The organism is Microbispora hainanensis, assembly GCF_006874475.1.
GTDB lineage: Bacteria > Actinomycetota > Actinomycetes > Streptosporangiales > Streptosporangiaceae > Microbispora > Microbispora hainanensis.
In genome coordinates this window covers 29,156-44,462 of record NZ_VIRM01000029.1, presented here as the reverse complement: position 1 = coordinate 44,462, position 15,307 = coordinate 29,156, and the positions used below count along the sequence as shown (strand labels likewise).

At 73.1% G+C, this 15,307-nt stretch carries 15 protein-coding genes; 6 read left to right on the top strand and 9 right to left on the bottom strand.

Features of this window, described 5'->3' with window-relative positions; translation table 11 throughout:
* Positions 1–239: 239 nt before the first annotated feature.
* Both FLX08_RS22820 and FLX08_RS22815 read right to left on the bottom strand, forming a co-directional pair.
* Positions 240–1,424 (bottom strand): ROK family transcriptional regulator, encoded by a 1,185-nt coding sequence (locus FLX08_RS22820; protein WP_142621111.1) that lies wholly within the window; start codon positions 1,422–1,424, stop codon positions 240–242.
* A 225-nt stretch (positions 1,425–1,649) separates the two neighbouring features.
* On the bottom strand, positions 1,650–2,219 hold the full coding sequence (locus FLX08_RS22815) for a TetR/AcrR family transcriptional regulator (protein ID WP_142621109.1): 570 nt from the start codon (positions 2,217–2,219) through the stop codon (positions 1,650–1,652).
* 81 nt (positions 2,220–2,300) lie between these two features.
* Between FLX08_RS22815 and FLX08_RS22810 the strand changes: the two genes are divergently transcribed.
* On the top strand, positions 2,301–3,224 hold the full coding sequence (locus FLX08_RS22810) for an NADP-dependent oxidoreductase (RefSeq protein WP_142621107.1): 924 nt from the start codon (positions 2,301–2,303) through the stop codon (positions 3,222–3,224).
* Positions 3,225–3,233: 9 nt separating this feature from the next.
* On the opposite strand, the gene FLX08_RS22805 is transcribed toward FLX08_RS22810, so the two are convergent.
* Genes FLX08_RS22805 through FLX08_RS22795 form a run of 3 tightly spaced genes read right to left on the bottom strand, consistent with a single transcriptional unit; the run spans position 3,234 to position 7,717 of the window.
* On the bottom strand, positions 3,234–4,310 hold the full coding sequence (locus FLX08_RS22805) for a nitronate monooxygenase (protein WP_280117125.1): 1,077 nt from the start codon (positions 4,308–4,310) through the stop codon (positions 3,234–3,236).
* 9 nt (positions 4,311–4,319) lie between these two features.
* Positions 4,320–5,699, bottom strand: a complete 1,380-nt coding sequence (locus tag FLX08_RS22800) for a nitrosuccinate lyase (protein WP_142621105.1) — start codon at positions 5,697–5,699, stop codon at positions 4,320–4,322.
* A complete protein-coding gene (locus FLX08_RS22795; RefSeq protein WP_142621103.1) occupies positions 5,696–7,717 on the bottom strand; it encodes an FAD/NAD(P)-binding protein in 2,022 nt (673 codons plus the stop codon). The genes FLX08_RS22800 and FLX08_RS22795 overlap by 4 nt, the downstream gene beginning before the upstream one ends.
* A gap of 113 nt (positions 7,718–7,830) precedes the next feature.
* Here FLX08_RS22795 and FLX08_RS22790 point away from each other — a divergent pair, with 113 nt between their 5' ends.
* Positions 7,831–8,769, top strand: coding sequence for a LysR family transcriptional regulator (locus FLX08_RS22790; protein WP_142621101.1), 939 nt, complete (start codon positions 7,831–7,833; stop codon positions 8,767–8,769).
* A 15-nt stretch (positions 8,770–8,784) separates the two neighbouring features.
* Here the strand turns inward: FLX08_RS22790 and FLX08_RS22785 are convergent, their stop codons facing one another.
* On the bottom strand, positions 8,785–9,432 hold the full coding sequence (locus tag FLX08_RS22785) for a mycothiol-dependent nitroreductase Rv2466c family protein (protein ID WP_142621099.1): 648 nt from the start codon (positions 9,430–9,432) through the stop codon (positions 8,785–8,787).
* A gap of 163 nt (positions 9,433–9,595) precedes the next feature.
* Between FLX08_RS22785 and FLX08_RS22780 the strand changes: the two genes are divergently transcribed.
* Positions 9,596–10,372, top strand: a complete 777-nt coding sequence (locus tag FLX08_RS22780) for an isocitrate lyase/PEP mutase family protein (protein WP_142621097.1) — start codon at positions 9,596–9,598, stop codon at positions 10,370–10,372.
* 14 nt (positions 10,373–10,386) lie between these two features.
* On the opposite strand, the gene FLX08_RS22775 is transcribed toward FLX08_RS22780, so the two are convergent.
* Entirely contained in the window at positions 10,387–10,815 is a 429-nt protein-coding gene (locus FLX08_RS22775; RefSeq protein WP_208761606.1) for a TIGR03668 family PPOX class F420-dependent oxidoreductase, read from the bottom strand.
* Between the two features lie 77 nt (positions 10,816–10,892).
* Between FLX08_RS22775 and FLX08_RS22770 the strand changes: the two genes are divergently transcribed.
* Positions 10,893–11,312 carry a ClpX C4-type zinc finger protein gene (locus tag FLX08_RS22770; RefSeq protein WP_167530537.1) on the top strand — a complete coding sequence of 140 codons (420 nt, stop codon included), beginning with the start codon at positions 10,893–10,895 and terminating at the stop codon, positions 11,310–11,312.
* Between the two features lie 6 nt (positions 11,313–11,318).
* On the opposite strand, the gene kynU is transcribed toward FLX08_RS22770, so the two are convergent.
* The gene (kynU, locus tag FLX08_RS22765; protein WP_142621092.1) at positions 11,319–12,557 is read right to left on the bottom strand and encodes a kynureninase; all 1,239 of its coding nucleotides are present in this window, start codon (positions 12,555–12,557) and stop codon (positions 11,319–11,321) included.
* 262 nt (positions 12,558–12,819) lie between these two features.
* Here kynU and FLX08_RS22760 point away from each other — a divergent pair, with 262 nt between their 5' ends.
* On the top strand, positions 12,820–13,575 hold the full coding sequence (locus tag FLX08_RS22760) for a GntR family transcriptional regulator (RefSeq protein ID WP_142621090.1): 756 nt from the start codon (positions 12,820–12,822) through the stop codon (positions 13,573–13,575).
* A gap of 124 nt (positions 13,576–13,699) precedes the next feature.
* A complete protein-coding gene (locus FLX08_RS22755) occupies positions 13,700–13,912 on the top strand; it encodes a hypothetical protein (protein WP_142621088.1) in 213 nt (70 codons plus the stop codon).
* Between the two features lie 136 nt (positions 13,913–14,048).
* Here the strand turns inward: FLX08_RS22755 and FLX08_RS22750 are convergent, their stop codons facing one another.
* Positions 14,049–15,248, bottom strand: a complete 1,200-nt coding sequence (locus FLX08_RS22750) for a hypothetical protein (RefSeq protein WP_208761602.1) — start codon at positions 15,246–15,248, stop codon at positions 14,049–14,051.
* Between the last annotated feature and the right edge of the window lie 59 nt (positions 15,249–15,307).

The window sequence follows — 15,307 nt, the reverse complement described above, 5'->3', positions numbered from 1 at the left end:
CCCCGGCGGATGTTAGTCTCCGGGAGAGCGCTCTCCAACGTCACTGATCCGACCGATTCCCCGCCCGCCGGAACACCTGCCGGATCACCCCTGGCCGCCGCGCCCTGCCCCTCTCGCGGCGCCTGCCTCGGGACGCTTCGGCGCGCGAGTCGGTCCCGGTATGCACAAGGAGGTCCCGTAAGGCGTGCCTCATCCCCCTCGCCACGCGCGGGGCCTTCCCGCGAAACCCGGCCGTGTCGTCAGCCGGCGGCGGTGATCCTCGCGACCTGCGGCGCGTTCAGGAACTCCTCCAGCACGAGCGTGGCGGCCCCCAGCGCGACCGCGTCGGGGCCGAGGCGGCCCAGCACGATCGACGTCGCGGCGTACGGCTCGGCCAGCGAGTTGGCGGCGGTGGCGCGGCGGATGTCGGGCAGCAGGCTCTCGCCGAGCTGCACCCCCACCCAGCCACCGATCACGATCTTCTCGGGGTTGATCAGGTTGACCAGGTTGGCCAGGCCCACGCCCAGGTAGGTGACGGTCTCCTCGACCACCGGGGACTTCGAGGCCAGCACACCCGCGAGGTCCTCCTCCCAGTCGCCCCGCGAGGCGACGCCCGCCCGGTCGAGGATGGCCTCGATCCCGACGTACGCCTCCAGACAGCCGCGGCCGCCGCAGCGGCAGGGCCGCCCGTTCGCCACGATCTTGGTGTGGCCCCACTCCCCGGCGCTGCTGCTGACCCCGCGGAACGTGGTGCCGTCGGCCACGATGGTCGCGCCCACCCCCACGCCGAGCAGCACGATGACCGCTTCCGAGGCGCCCCGGCCCGAGCCGAACCACAGCTCGGCCTGGCCCATCGTCTTGGCGCCGTTGTCCACGTACAGCGGGAGCGAGGTCCCGCGACGCAGGAGCGCTCCAAGCGGCACACCGTCCCAGCCGAAGGTCTTGGCGTGGATGACGCCGTCGGCGCCCGGCTCGACTATGCCGGGAACCCCCACGCCGATGCCGAGCACCTGCTCCGGGGACACCCCGGCGTCCGACAGCACGACGTCGACCCCGGCGAGGATGTGCCGGGCGATCAGCTCGGGATCGTGGCGGGCCGGCCGCAGCATGTAGTCCACCTTGGCCCGCTCGGTCATCTCCAGGTCGAACAGCCCGACCCGGACGTGCGTCTCCGCCACGTCGACGCCGACCGCGAAGCCATACTCGGGGTTGACCCGCAGCAGCACGCGAGGCCGGCCGCCGTCCGACTCCACCTGGCCCGCCTCGACGACGATGTTCTCGCCCAGCAGGTCGGCGGTCATCGTGCTGACCGTGGCGGCGCTCAGCCCGGTGCGCGCGGTGAGGTCGTTTCTGCTGGTCGGGCCGGAGAAGTAGAGCGCGCGCAGCAACACGGCCCGGTTGCCTCTGCGGATATCCCGAACCGTCCTGCGCTGAGGCCTCGCCATGACCACCCTCCCCGTCGCGACACGGTCATCTTAGTTCAGAGGCGAAAACAAGCACCTCCGCCCCTCTCCGGCCTCTTCACCGTGCCATCTCCCGGTTACCCGTCCATTACGAGGCGGTGTCGTCCCCACCCTTCTTCCAGACCGTGAACTGACACAGCATGCGCCTCTCCGCGGCTCCTCTGAGCCTGACGGCGGCTACCGGGCGGCGTCAGCAGGAAGACCCCGTCAGCACAGGGTGCCGGCGGCGCGGAGGTCGGTGATCGTCTGGCGGGCGAGCTCGCCGAAGTCGTCGCCGCCGGTCGTGGCGCTCCAGCGCTCGTAGGCGATTTTCATGGCCAGCGCGCCCAGTTGCGCGGCCACGGACGCGGTCAGGCCGGGCACTCCGCGCCGCGTGAGCGCGTCGGCCATCGAGGCGGTGAGGCCGAGGCCCTTCAGCGCCTCGCGTTCCTGCAGCTCAGGGTGGGCGGCGATCACCGCCAGCCTGCGGGCGGCGAATTCGCGGCGGTCGGGGGTGAAGACCTCCTTCCCGACCACGTCGAGAGCGTGCGCCACCGCGTCCAACGGCGTGGCGGTCGCGGGAGCCTCGGCGATGCCCTTGGCGAGCAGCCCGGCCATCGTGTCCCCGCCGAAGAGCACTTCCCGCTTGTCCGGGAAGTGCCGGAAGAAGGTGCTCTTCGTCAGCCCGGCACGCTCCGCGATCTCGATCACGGTCGTGTTCTCGTAGCCCCGCTCCTCGAAGAGTTCGAGGGCGGCGAGGATCAGTCGTTCCGATGCGTTGGGCTGCCAGCGGGCCATGAGGCAAGTGTACGGGAGTTGGTCCCATCACTCATGTATGGTGATGGGACCAAGTCCCATCAGATCTGTCGGAGGTTCCCCATGAGCCGAGCCGTCGTTTACGAGACGTTCGGAGGTCCCGAGGTGCTGGAGCTGCGCGATGTTCCGGAGCCGCACGCCGGTCCGGGCGAGGTACGCGTCCGTGTGACGGCCGCCGGCCTGAACCCGATGGACTGGATCATCACCTCGACCCCCGAGGCGGCGACGGTGTTCGGCCTCACCCTGCCGTCCGGCTTCGGCTACGACTTCGCCGGCGTCGTCGACGAGGCCGGCGAAGGGGCCGACGGTTTCGCCGTGGGCGACCGCGTCTACGGAGGCGCGATGGCGAAGGCCGCCGCCGACTTCCTGGTGATGAAGGCTCCGACGCCCGGCGCGTTGTTCCACACGCCGGACGGCATCGGCGACGAGGTGGCGGCCACGCTCCCGGTGGCCGGTCTGACCGCCGCCGCCGCTCTGGACGCGATCGGCCTGCGATCCGGCGACACCCTCCTGGTCGGCGGCGCGGCCGGCGGCGTCGGCGTGTTCGCCGTACAGCTCGCGCGGCTCGCGGGCGCCAGGGTGATCGGGACCGCCTCGGAGGGCACGTTCGATTTCCTGCGGCAACTGGGCGCGGAGCCGGTGACCTACGGCCCGGGGCTCGCCGATCGGGTGCGGGCGCTGGCTCCCGGCGGTGTGACCGCCGCGACGGACCTGTTCGGCACCGAGACGGCCGAGGCGGCGCTCGCGCTCGGCGTGCCGCCCGAGCGGATCTCCACGATCGCCGCGGGCCCGAACCCTCCCGGCGGCGTACGCGCGACCGGTGGCGAGCAGGCCACCCCGGCCGACCTGGAGCGGATCACCGACGCGGTCCTCGCCGGCGCGATCACCGTGCCCATCGCCGCGACCTTCCCGATCGAGCGGATCCGCGACGCCGTGACGCTGCAGGCCGGACGCCACGTCCACGGCAAGATCGTGGTCACGCTGTGACTCCGGCCGTCAGGCGCGGGCGGTCGCGAGTTCCTTCATGAGGGTGCCGACGAGGGCCGCGGCGGGGAGGTCGCGGCAGCGGCGGTAACCGTGGCCGCACCACAGCGCCATCGCCTCGGGGTCGCCGTGCTCGGCCGCCGCCCGGCGGAGGCCCTTCGTCAGGTGGTGCACCTGCGGGTAGTACGCGGGCGCCGACGCCTCGTGCTCCGCCATGAACCGGTTGGCCAGGCCGCGCGCCGTACGTCCGGAGAAGGCCCGGGTGAACGCGGTGCGGATGAAGCGGGGGTCGGCGAGGGCGGCCTTGTGCACGGGGTGCGCCCCGCTCTCCGGGGTGCGCAGGAACGCCGTGCCCAGTTGCGCGGCGACCGCGCCCGCGGCGAGGACGGCGGCGATGTCCGCGCCGTCCATGATCCCCCCGGCCGCGACGATCGGCACGCCGGTCGCCTCGCGCACGCGCCGCACGAGTTCCGGCAGGTCGTCCGGGGCCGTCCAGGAGCTCGGCCAGGACGGTGGCGGGGCCAGGAAGGCCGCCTGGTGCCCGCCCGCTCCGGGGCCCTGCACCACCACCGCGTCGGCGCCGGCCTCGGCCGCCGCGACCGCCTCCCACGGGGTGTTCACCATGACCATGATCACGGCTCCCGTGTCGTGGAGACGGGCCGTCACCTCGGGCGGCGGGCAGCCGAAGGTGAAGGAGGCCACCGGCACCCGTTCGTCCACCAGCACGTCGATCTTGGCGTCCCACCCGTCGTCGTCCCAGGCGGGGGCCTCCGGCAGCGTCACGCCGTACCGCTCGGCCTCGGGGGCGAGCTCCTCGCGATAGCGGGCCACCGCCGCGTCGTCACCCGGCTCCCGCCGCGCCGCGAAATCGGGGACGAAGACGTTCACCCCGAACGGCCGGTCCGTCCGCTCGCGCACCGCCGCGATGTCCCGGCGCACGTCCTCCGCCGTACGGTAACCCGCCGCGAGGAACCCGAGGCCGCCCGCCCCGGACACCGCCGCCGCCAGGGCCGGGGTAGAGGCGCCGCCCGCCATGGGCGCCTGGATGATCGGGCTCGACGGCCCGAAGGGAAGGGCGCGACCGGTCACGGGACCTCCTCACTCGTCTGGACAGCAGCGTAGAACGCGGTCGACGAGCGCTCCGGCGGCCCCCGTGTAATCGGCCGGGTCGAACAACCGGGCCAGGTCGAGCCCTTCGGGCACGGGCAGGAGCTCCTCCAGCACCTCGGCCACGGGACGCCCGGACGCGGCGGCCTCCGCGGACGCCTCCCCGAGCAGCCGCTTGGCGGCGACCTTCCCCAACAACGGCGCGAGTACGGCCGCCGCCCGTTCGGTGACGGTCAAGCTGCCGGTGAGCGTGAGGTTGGCCCGCATGCGCTCGGGGAAGGCGACCAGTCCCTCGGCCAGTTCGGCCGTCACGGCGGCGGCCCCGCCAACCAGCCGCAGGCACTCGCGCAGCGGCTGCCACTCGGCGTGCCAGGCGCCCGCGGGCCGTTCGTCCTCGGCGAGCAGGCACTGGTGGAGACTCGCGGCGAGCGCGGGCACCTGGATCGCCGCGGACCGCACGAGGGTGGCGAGGACCGGGTTGCGCTTGTGGGGCATCGCGGACGACACGCCCCGGCCGGGGGCGGCCGGCTCCACGACCTCGGCCACCTCGGTGCGCGACAGCGACTGCACGTCCACCGCGATCTTCCCGAGCACCCCCGAGGTGAGGGCCAGCGCCCCGGCGAGGTCGGCGACCGGAACGCGCAGGACGTGCCAGGGGACCATCGGCTCGGCCAGCCCCACCTCGGCGGCGAACGCCGCGATCAGCCGCTCCGGATACGACTCCGGGTCGGGCACTGCCGCCATCCGTGCGTACTCCACGTAGCCCGCCAGCGTGCCGGCCGCGCCGCCGAGCTCGGCGGGCAGCTCCGCGCGCACCCGGCGCAGCCGGATCGCGGCCTCGCGTACGGCGTGCAGCCACCCGGCCGCCTTCAGGCCGAACGTCGTGGGCACCGCCTGCTGGGTCAGCGTGCGGCCCGGCATCAGCGTGTCGCGGTGCCGTGCCGCGAGCCCCGCGAGCGCGGTCGCGGCCCGATCGAGGTCGGCGGTGATCAGACCCAGGGTCCGCGCGGCCACCAGCATGGCGGCCGTGTCCATGATGTCCTGGCTCGTCGAGCCGCGGTGCACATATTCGGCCGCGGCCGGGTCCACCACCGCCACGGCCGCCGTCAGGTCCTCGACCAGCGCCACGACCGGGTTGGCCGCCTCGCGGGCGCGCAGGGCCAGGGCCGCCAGGTCGAGGGCGCCCGCCTCCGCCACATTGCCGATCGTCTCCGCGGCCTCCGCCGGGACGACGCCCAGCCGGGCCTGCGCGCGGACCAGGGCGGCCTCCGCGTCGAGCATCGCGCGCAGCCACGCGCCGTCGCCGGTCGCCCGCTCCGCCGCCGAACCCACCCTGACCGGGGAGAGCAACCCCATATCCAGCTCGTTCATCGCACACCCGCCCGGGTCGCGCCGCACGCGGAGGCGGCGAGAGCCGTACGGGGTCCGGCGGCCACGTGCGCGACGCGGCGGCGGGCCGGGAGGGCCCGGGCAGGCGTCAGCGTGAGCACGCTGCGGGCGATGGCGTCGGAGTCGCCCAGGATCACGGAGTTCACCCCCGGCCGCACGCCCGCGGCCGTCACCCAGTGGACCGACTCGGTGGGCACGCCGTACGCGAACCGCCGCGGGTGGGCCCGCCCGTCCGCGTCGAGCAGCCGGTAGGGCCGGCGGGTCACCGCGAGACCGCCCGTCTCGTAGCCGGTGTCGCCACGCCGCCCGCCGATCACGTACGCCCGGCACTGGCCGGTCCGCAGCAGGTGACGCAGCAGGGGGTCGGCCGTGCGCCGCAGGTCGATCTCGGGCAGCCGCGCCTCGACGAGCACCCTGGCCCGTACGGCCGAGCCCGGCACGGCGGCCGACTCGGCCTCGAAGACGCCGTCGCGGGCGTGCACCCGCATGCCGGGACCGATGACGGTGAGCACACCGGCCTCGATGAGCGCGATCATCTGCTCCACCCGCTCGGCCGGCGGCCCGATGGACAGGAACGCGTTGAGCGGCGTGTACCACCGGTCGAGGTCGTCGCGGTGGGAGCGCCCGGTGAGCCCGCCGTGGTCGACCACCTGCCTGACCTCGTTGCGCAGGTCGCGCAGCACGTCGAGGGCGGCCTTCAGCGGCCCGCTCACGTTGCCCGCGCGGGCCTGGGTCAGGTCGGTGCGCAGATAGGCGGTCAGCCACTCGCGCCAGTCGTCCGGCCCGGTGAAGCCGATGCCCCGGTAGGGCTCGGCCACGCTCTCCCAGTCCCACCGGACCGCCTCGCCGATGCCGAAGGCGTCGAGCACCGTGGCCTCCCCCGGGTCGCCCCAGGAGCAGGCGAGGTACGCGGCGCGGAAGCGGCCGGCGATGCACTCGCACTCCCGCCGGGCCAGCAGGGTGGCGTAGTAGACGGTCTCCACCTCCTTGGCGATCAGCGGCCACAGGTCGGCGCGGAAGTCGAGCCCGCCGCGGGCGGCCGAGCGCGCGGCCAGCGACGCGATCCTGCCCGGCGTGAGCAGCAGCGGCTCGTGCCTGCCCTCGACACCCTTCTCGTTCTCGCCCCGCGACTGGTAGGGGATGCCCCGGCGTGATCCGGCGTACAGGCGGGGCTCGTGGCCGGAGGGCCGGTAGACGAGGCGGCCCGCCTCACCCCGCTCGAACCGGCCGCCGCGCCCGATCGTCAGCAGCGCCATGTGGTCGAAGAAGTTGAGCCCGAGGCCGCGCAGCAGCACCGCCTCCCCGGGACGCACGTCGCTCAGGTCGACGTCGGCCGGGTTGGCGGGCGGCACATGGACCAGGTTGTGGGCGGCGGCGTACGCGGCGGCCTCCCGCTCGGCGTCCGTGGGCTCGACCGGCAGGTGTCCCTGCGCCAGGACCACCGCGTCGAGCGAGCCGAGCACGGTGCCGTCCTCAAGCACCACCCGCTGCGCGCCGGTGCCGGGCACGTCGTCGAGCGCGGTCGCCCGGGTGGCGTGCACCCGCACCTCCACCTGCCGGGGCGCCCGCGCGACCACCCGCTCGAACACCCAGCGCAGATAGCGGCCGTAGAAGGCGCGGGTGGGATAGATGTCGGGCCCGAGCCGCCGCGCCTCGGCGAGCACGTGCTCCTCGACGCCGTCCGGGAAGAGCACCAGGTGGCGCGCCCACTCGTACAGGCTCGGGCCGGTCTCCAGCGGCCCCCGGATGTCGACGCTGGGGTCGGTGAAGAGCGTGACCTGGGAGGCGACGGTGTTCATCAGGAGCTGGCCCGGCTGGTCGGTGCGCCACACCTGGCCCGCCCCCGGCGGGTACGGATCCACGACGTGCAGCAGGACGCGTGCCCGCGGCGGCAGCCGCCGCGCGTTGGCGCACAGCCGCTCGATCACCGACATGCCGCGCGGTCCCGCTCCGATCACGCACACCTCGAACGTCCGGGTCGATCGTGTCGTCGTGTTCATCCGCTCCTCCGGTTCCCCTCGGGCAGTTCCGATCAGGTCGTGAGACGAGGATGCGGGAGCGAAGCATTCGTGAGGTATGTCACATTTGGCGAGGCGGTGTTAAGCATTGCTTCATGCACGACGTGACACGGCTCGCGGCGCTGGTGGCGGTCGCCGAAGCCGGTTCGATCACCCGGGCGGCGGCCCGCCTCGGCTACACGCCGCCCGCGCTGTCGCAGCAGATCGCCAAGCTGGAGCGGGAGGCGGGAGCCACCCTCGTGATCCGGCACCGCCGCGGCGCCACGCTCACGGCGGCGGGCGAGCTGCTGGTGGAGCACGCCCGGCGGGTGCTCGACGAGCTCGAACGGGCCCGGCACGGCCTGTCCGCGCTCGCCGGCCTGTCCGGCGGCCACATCACGATCGGCACCTTCACAACCGCCGGAATCCACCTGTTACCGCCGGTCCTCGCGGCGTTCCGGCGGGCTCACCCCGCCGTGGAGGTGAATGTGCGGGAGTACGAACCCCCGTCGGGGCTGCCCGCGCTGGCCACGGGCGAGGCGGATCTCGTGCTCACCCACACCTACGAGCATCAGCCCGCGCCCACGCTGCCCTCCGGGGTCACCGTCGAGGCGCTGCTGGTGGAGGAGCTGGTGCTGGTGGCCGCCCCCGGGCACGCGCTCACCGATCCGGCCGAGCCGCTGCCGTGGCCCGAGCTCGCGGGACGACCGCTGATCAGCGGTTCACGCGGGCTGGCCAACCGGGAGGCGCTCGAGGCGCTGTTTCGCCGCGAGGGGCTGGCGCCGCCGATCGTGGCGTACGAGACGGGCAACTACGGCATGTCCTGCGCCCTCGCCAGCGGGGGCATGGGCCTCGCCCTCGTGCCGAGGACCGTGGCCGACCTGGCCGAAAACCCCCTCAGCGTACGGCGGCTCGCCCCGCCGGGCCTGCACCGGACGATCAGCCTGGCCTGGCGGTCCGACGACAGGTCTCCGGCGCTGGCGACCATGCGATCGCTGTTCAGGAACACCGGCAAGGCCCCGCCCCGGCGGCCCCACGAGGAGCCGCCGAGGTGAGGGAAGAGACGCGGGTCAGTCGAACTCGGGGTCGGTGGTGCGGCTGCGCTTCATCTCGTAGAAGTACGGGAACTTCGCCATGGCCAGGGCGCCGTCGAAGATGCGGACGGCCTCCTCACCCCGCGGGATGCGGGTCATGACCGGGCCGAAGAACGCGACACCGTCGATGTGGATCGTGGGCGTGCCCACCTCGTCGCCGACCGGGTCCATGCCCTCGTGGTGCATGCGGCGCAGGGCCTCGTCGTACTCGTCGGTGCCGGCGGCGTCGGCCAGTTCGACCGGCAGGCCGGCCTCGGCGAGCGCCTCCTTGGCGACGACTCCGTAGTCCTTGTTGTCCTGGTTGTGGATGCGGGTGCCCATCGCGGTGTACAGGTCGCGCAGCACGCCCTCACCGTGCTGCTGCGCGGCGGCGACGCACACGCGGACCGGGCCGCGCCACCGGGGCACCGCCTCGCGGTAGAAGTCGGACAGGTCCTCCTTGCCCTCGTTCAGCACCGAAAGACTCATCACCCGGAACCGCAGGTCGATGTCGCGCTGCTTCTCGACCTCCAGAATCCACCGCGACGTGACCCACGCGAACGGGCAGACGGGGTCGAAGTAGAAGTCCACTCGGGGACGGCTGCCCGCTCCGGCCTGGTCGGCGGCGCTGTCGATGTCGCTCATGAAAACTCTCCTGACGCACGGGGTGGGGGGGCCGGTTTCGCGAGCGTATCCAATGATGGGAAGGCCACGACACCGGTCTCGACCCCTTAAGCCACGACCGGCTTCCCCTCATTTCCGGGCAGCCGGTGGCGTTCCCGCCCACCCGGCTCTCTAGGGTGGCCTCGTGACCGAGTTGCAGAAGAAGGCGGCCGCCCTGCGGGCGCTGCACGTGCCCGGCGACCCCGTCGTGCTGCCCAACGCCTGGGACGCCGCGTCCGCCCGCGCCGTCGAGGCGGCCGGGTTCCCCGCCGTCGCCACCGGAAGCGCCGCCGTCGCCGACGTCCTGGGCTACGAGGACGGGCACGACACGCCCGCGGACGAGATGTTCGCGGCCGTGGCCCGCATCAGCCGGGTCGTGACCGTCCCCGTCACCGCCGACGTGGAGCGCGGCTACGGGCTGAAGCCCGCCGAGCTCGTCGAGCGGCTCGCCGCCGCGGGCGCCGTGGGCTGCAACCTGGAGGACTCCGACCCGGCGACCGGGGCGTTGGTCGACGCCGCCGAGCAGGCGGACTTCCTGGCCGCCGTGCGGGCGGCGGCGACCGAGGCCGGCAGCGGTCTTGTGGTCAACGCCCGCGTGGACACCTTCATCCACGGCTCCGGAACCCCCGACGAGAGGCTCGCGGAGGCGGTCGAGCGGGGCCGTCGCTACCTCACGGCCGGCGCCGACTGCGTCTACCCCATCCTCGCGGGCGATCCCGAGGTGATCGGCGCGCTCGCCCGGGAGATCGGCGGCCCGATCAACGTGCTGATGCGGCCCGGCGTGCCGCCCATCCGCGACCTCGCGGCCCTCGGCGTCGCCAGGGTCAGCTTCGGCCCCGGCATCCACCGCGCGGCCCAGGCGTTCACCACCCGCATGCTGGACGCCATCGCCCGGGGAGACGACCCCTTCCCGTCCGCCTGACCACGCCGGCCCGCCTACAGCTCGCCGTACGACCAGCCCGACCAGCGCTCGACCCCGACGAGGATCGCGGGCCCGGCCGGGGGCCGTTCGCGATACTGGGCATACTTGCGCACCAGCCACGCCACGGCCCGCTCGCGCTCGTCGCCGCCCTCCACGACGCGGGCGTGCCCGTCGGCGCGCACCCACCACAGCCGTTCCCAGTCCTCCTCGTAGTGGTCGGCCAGCAGGCAGACGCGGGGATTGTCGCGGATGTCGCGCAGCCGTCGCAGGTCGGTGGTGGCCTTCGGCTTGTGGTCCACCGCCGTCACCACGGTGCCCTTCTCGCCGTGCGGCAGCACGGCGAACGTGACCGGGACGAGCCGCGGCGCACCCCCGGCCCCGACCGTCGCGAGGCGGGCCACGCGCGCCTGCGCGAACAGCTCCCTCGCCCGCTCCTCGGGCATTCTCACCTGGCCAGCCTACGCAGGGTGAACGCCCGCATCGCTTGATCGTTTAAATACTGCGGCCTATGGTGTCGGCCATGGAGGCATCTGAGTTACTCGAGCGGGCCCGCTCGCGCGCATCCGACCCCGAAGACCCTCTGGAAATCCTGTCCGCCGCGATCGCCCTATGCCGGGACCTCGCCGGCGAATCGGGCGGCGAGGTGGACGCCCTGCTCGATCTCGCGGTGTGCCGGGCCCGCGAGGCCGGCGCGTCCTGGACCGCCATCGGTGAGCGGTTCGGGTTCATCAGGCGAAGCTCGCGCAGGCGCTTCACGCCCGCCTTCGCCCACCGGCACCTGGTCAACCGCCGCATCAAGCGCGACGCCGCCTGCTCCTTCTGCCGCAGGCCGCCGGGTCCGCGCGTCCACATGGTCCACGGCGAGGGCGGGCGCATCTGCGACCGCTGCGTGGCCCTGGCCGGCGACATCGTCGCCGGGCTGGCCCGCCGCGGCCGCTGACACACCTCAGGTGACGGTGAGCCGCCGCGCGTAGCGCTCGTCCCGCCACAGCTCCTCGCGGAGCACCTCCGCCAGCGTCGTCGCCGCGTCGTGCACGTCGGCATAGCGCAGGTAGAGCGGGGCGAAGCCGAACCGGACGAAGTCCGGCTCGCGGTAGTCGCCCACCACCCCCCGGTCCGCGAGCGCGCGCACCACCGGGTAGCCCTGCGGGTGACGGTAGCTGACCTGGCTTCCCCGCCGCTCCGGGTCGCGTGGGGAGGCCAGGGCGAGCCCGAGCCCCGGGTCGACGAGATCGTCGAGCAGGTCGACGAACAGCGAGGTCAGGGCCACGCTCTTGGCTCTGACCTCGTCGAGGTCCACCCGCTCCCAGATGTCGAGTGACGCGTTCAGCGCGGCGTACGACAGGATCGGCGGGCTGCCGGTGGCGAAACGCCGCACACCGGGCGCGGGGCGATAGTGCGGTTCGAAGTCGAACGGCGCGGCGTGCCCGTGCCAGCCCGACAGCACGTTCTGGACGCCGTCCTGGTGACGTGGCGCGACGTACAGGTAGGCGGGGGCGCCCGGACCGCCGTTGAGGTACTTGTAGGTGCAGCCGACGGCGAAGTCGGCCTCGCCCACCCGCACGGGCAGCGCCCCGGCGCTGTGGCACAGGTCCCAGACCATGAGCGCGCCGGCCGCCCGCACCAGCTCCGTCACCGCCGCCATGTCCCTGGCCGCGCCGGTCCGGTAGTCCACGTGCGACAGCAGCACGAGCGCCACGTCGTCGCCGAGGGCGTCCTCCAGCGAAGGGCCGGTCTCGCCGATGTCCCGGATCTCGTACGCGCCGAGCGCCCGGGCGGCGCCCTCCACGACGTACCGGTCCGTGGGGAAGTTGTCGAGGTCGGAGACGATCACGCGGCGGCCGGGCCGCAGCGGGAGGGCGGCCGTGACCACCTTGAAGATGTTCACCGAGGTGGAGTCGCCCGCCAGCACGTCGCCGGGACGCGCGCCGATGAGGGGCGCGATGCGGTCGCCGGTGCTCTGCGGCATGTCCCACCAGCCGGCCGTGTTCCAGCTCGCCCCGAGATGCACCCCCCACTCGGTCTCGACCGTGTGCGCCACCCGCTCCGGCGTACGTCGCGGCAGCGCGCCGAGCGAGTTGCCCAGCAGGTAGACGACCCCGGGAGGCAGCGAGAACTCGTCCCGGAACTCCCGGAGCGGGTCCTTGGCGTCGAGGTCCTGGCATTCGGCCCGGCTGAGTACCATCGGCAACTCCTTCGTCACCGCATTATGTACCGAAATATCCGATCTTGTCGTAGTCATGATGACGGAGCGTTCCCGGCACCGGCAATACCGGAAGGGACCGTTCCACCGATGCGGACGGCTATAACCCCCAGAGATCGCCACACCGGCACGATCAGCCAAAAGTAAGCACAAGACGCACCCAAGACTCTGTGCGATCGTGGACAAGACGGGGCAAGTTCTCTGGAGACGCCAAACCCCCGTTGGTGACAGAGGGTGATCAAACGTGACGGAATCCCCGTCGGTGCATCACGAGTCCCCGATCTATCGCCGCATCGCCGACAGGCTGCGCGATAAGATCCTGTCCGGAGCACTCGGTGACGGCGACCGGCTACCGGGCGAGAACGCGCTCATGAAGGAGCACGGGGTCGCACGGGCCACGGCACGGCAGGCGCTCGCCGTGCTCATCAACGAAGGGCTCGCCGTGCCGAAGCGGGGATCGGGCGTCTACGTGCGGCTGTTCCGCCCCATCCGCCGCCACGGGTCGCGCCGGCTCTCCCGCGAGCAGTGGGCCCAGGGCCTGGCCATCTGGGACTCCGACACCCGGGGCCGCTCGTACGTCGTGGACGAGGTGACCATCCTGCGCGAGCCGGCGAACGAGCAGGTCGCCCGCGTGCTCGGCACCGGCGAGGTGTGGGTGCGCCGCCGCCGCTACTCGGTGGACGGCCGTCCGGTGCAGCTCGCGGCCTCCCATTTTCCCGCCGACCTCGTGGAGGGCACGGCGGTCGTCCTGCCCGACACGGGTCCGGGCGGCGTGTACGCCCGGCTTGGCGAGCTCGGCCGGCCTCCCGTCCACTTCAGTGAGGAGGTGCGGGCCCGGATGCCCCTGCCCGGGGAGGCCGAGTCGCTGAACCTCCCGGCCGGGACGCCGGTGATCTCCGTCACCCGGGTCGCCTTCGCGGAGGGAGGCGTGCCTGTCGAGGTCAACGAGATGATCCTGGACGCGGCGTCGTATGTACTCCAATACGACTTCGACGCCTAGGTCAAGAGGCAACGTTGACCTGACTGTCCCGATCATTGATTTCTCTAGAGATGTCCCGCACCTTGAGGTGGAGAGGTCAAGAGCACTAAGAGCACCCGGGCATGAGGCGAGGGAAGGTGTACGGATGTCCTTGGACCGACGCCTCGCCGAGATAGCCCGGGAGTTTCCGGAGTGGACGATCTGGCGGAGCGACGCGGGCCGGTGGTGGGCGACCCGGCACCACCCGCTCACCTCGGCGCAGCGCGCGGCGGGATGCGCGATGACCATCGACGCCGACGAGCCCGACGGGCTGCGTGAGCTGCTGCGCCGGCAGGAGGCGCACGCCGCCGATCCATGAGCGCGGAAGCCCCCGACCCGATCGGGGGCGGGGGCTTCCGCTACCAGTTCGCTACGAGTCCTCACCTGCGTCGCCACGGCCGGGCCGGGCTCACTGGTGGGCTCAGGTCCGGCTCACTTGCCGGCTCACATCCGGCTCACTGGCCGGTGACCGGCTCTCCGTTCGGCAAGGCGCGCCGCACCCGGCCGAGGTTGACGTCGGTGTCCTCGGGCGACGACGGCACACCGTGACCGTTCTCGTTCTCGTGATGTCCGTTGTGACCGTTGGCGTGGCGTCCGTCGTCCACGATCAGGACCGCGTCGTCCTCGTCGCCGTCCATGTGCCCCTGACCTGCGGCGGCGTCATGCGCCTCGGGCCCGGACGGCGCGGCCTCCAGGGCCTGCTGCGGGTCCTCGACCGGCCCGTGCGGCTGCTGCCCGTGCGCGTGGTCGTGCGGCTGCTGCTCGTGCGACTGGTCGGGCCGGTGCTGGTCGGGCCGCTGGTCGTGCCGCTGGTCGGGCGCGCCCGCGGCGATGGCGTGCACCTGCTGCGGGGGCGGCAGCACGGCGGCCTCGTCGATAAGCGGGCCCGCCGCGCTCTCACGGTGCATCAGGTCGCCGAGCACCGAGCCGATCTCGTTGAGCCGGCGCACGACCTCCGCGTGGGTGTCGGTGAGGTAGGCCACCCGGCGGCCGGTGTGCTCGTCCAGCGCGTTCACCCGCTGCTGCGCCGCCGCCAGCATGGCCTCGGCCTGCCCGCGCGCCTCGACGAGCAGCCGCTCCGCCTCCATCCGGGCGGCGGTGAGCTGCCGCTCCCCCTCCGCGCGGGCGGTGCGCAGGGTCTCCTCCGCCTCCGCGCGGGCCGTGCCCAGCGTCTGCTCCGCCTCCGCGCCCGCCTGCGCCAGCAGCCGCTCGGACGTGGCGCTTGCGTCGGCGACGCGGCGCTCGGCCTCCTCCTGCGCGGCGGCCCTGATCGCGTCGGCCTGCTCACGCGCCGACGTCACCAGCCGCTCGGCCTCGGCCATCGAGGTCTCGCGCACCCGCCTGGCCTCCGCCTCGGACGCCTCCTTGTTGGCCGCCGCCTCCTCCTGCGCCAGCTTGAGTATCTGGCTCAGGCGCTCCCCCAGCTCGTCGGGGTTCTGCGGCGACTCCGCCATCCTCCGCCGCGCCTCGGCCAGCTCCAGGCGGGTCTGCTCCGCCTGGTCGATCGTGCGGGCGAGCCGTTCCTCCAGGTCCCGGATCTGGTTGCGGGTCCGGACCATGTAGTCGTGGACCTGCCTGCGGCTGTAGCCGCGCATCACGACTTCGAAGGAGTCGTCACTCATCAGGTCGGGGAAGTTGTCGGTCTGATTCGTCATGAGAAACCCTGGGGTTGGAGATAACGACGGTAACGCAGCCAGGACACGACTTTCCTGCT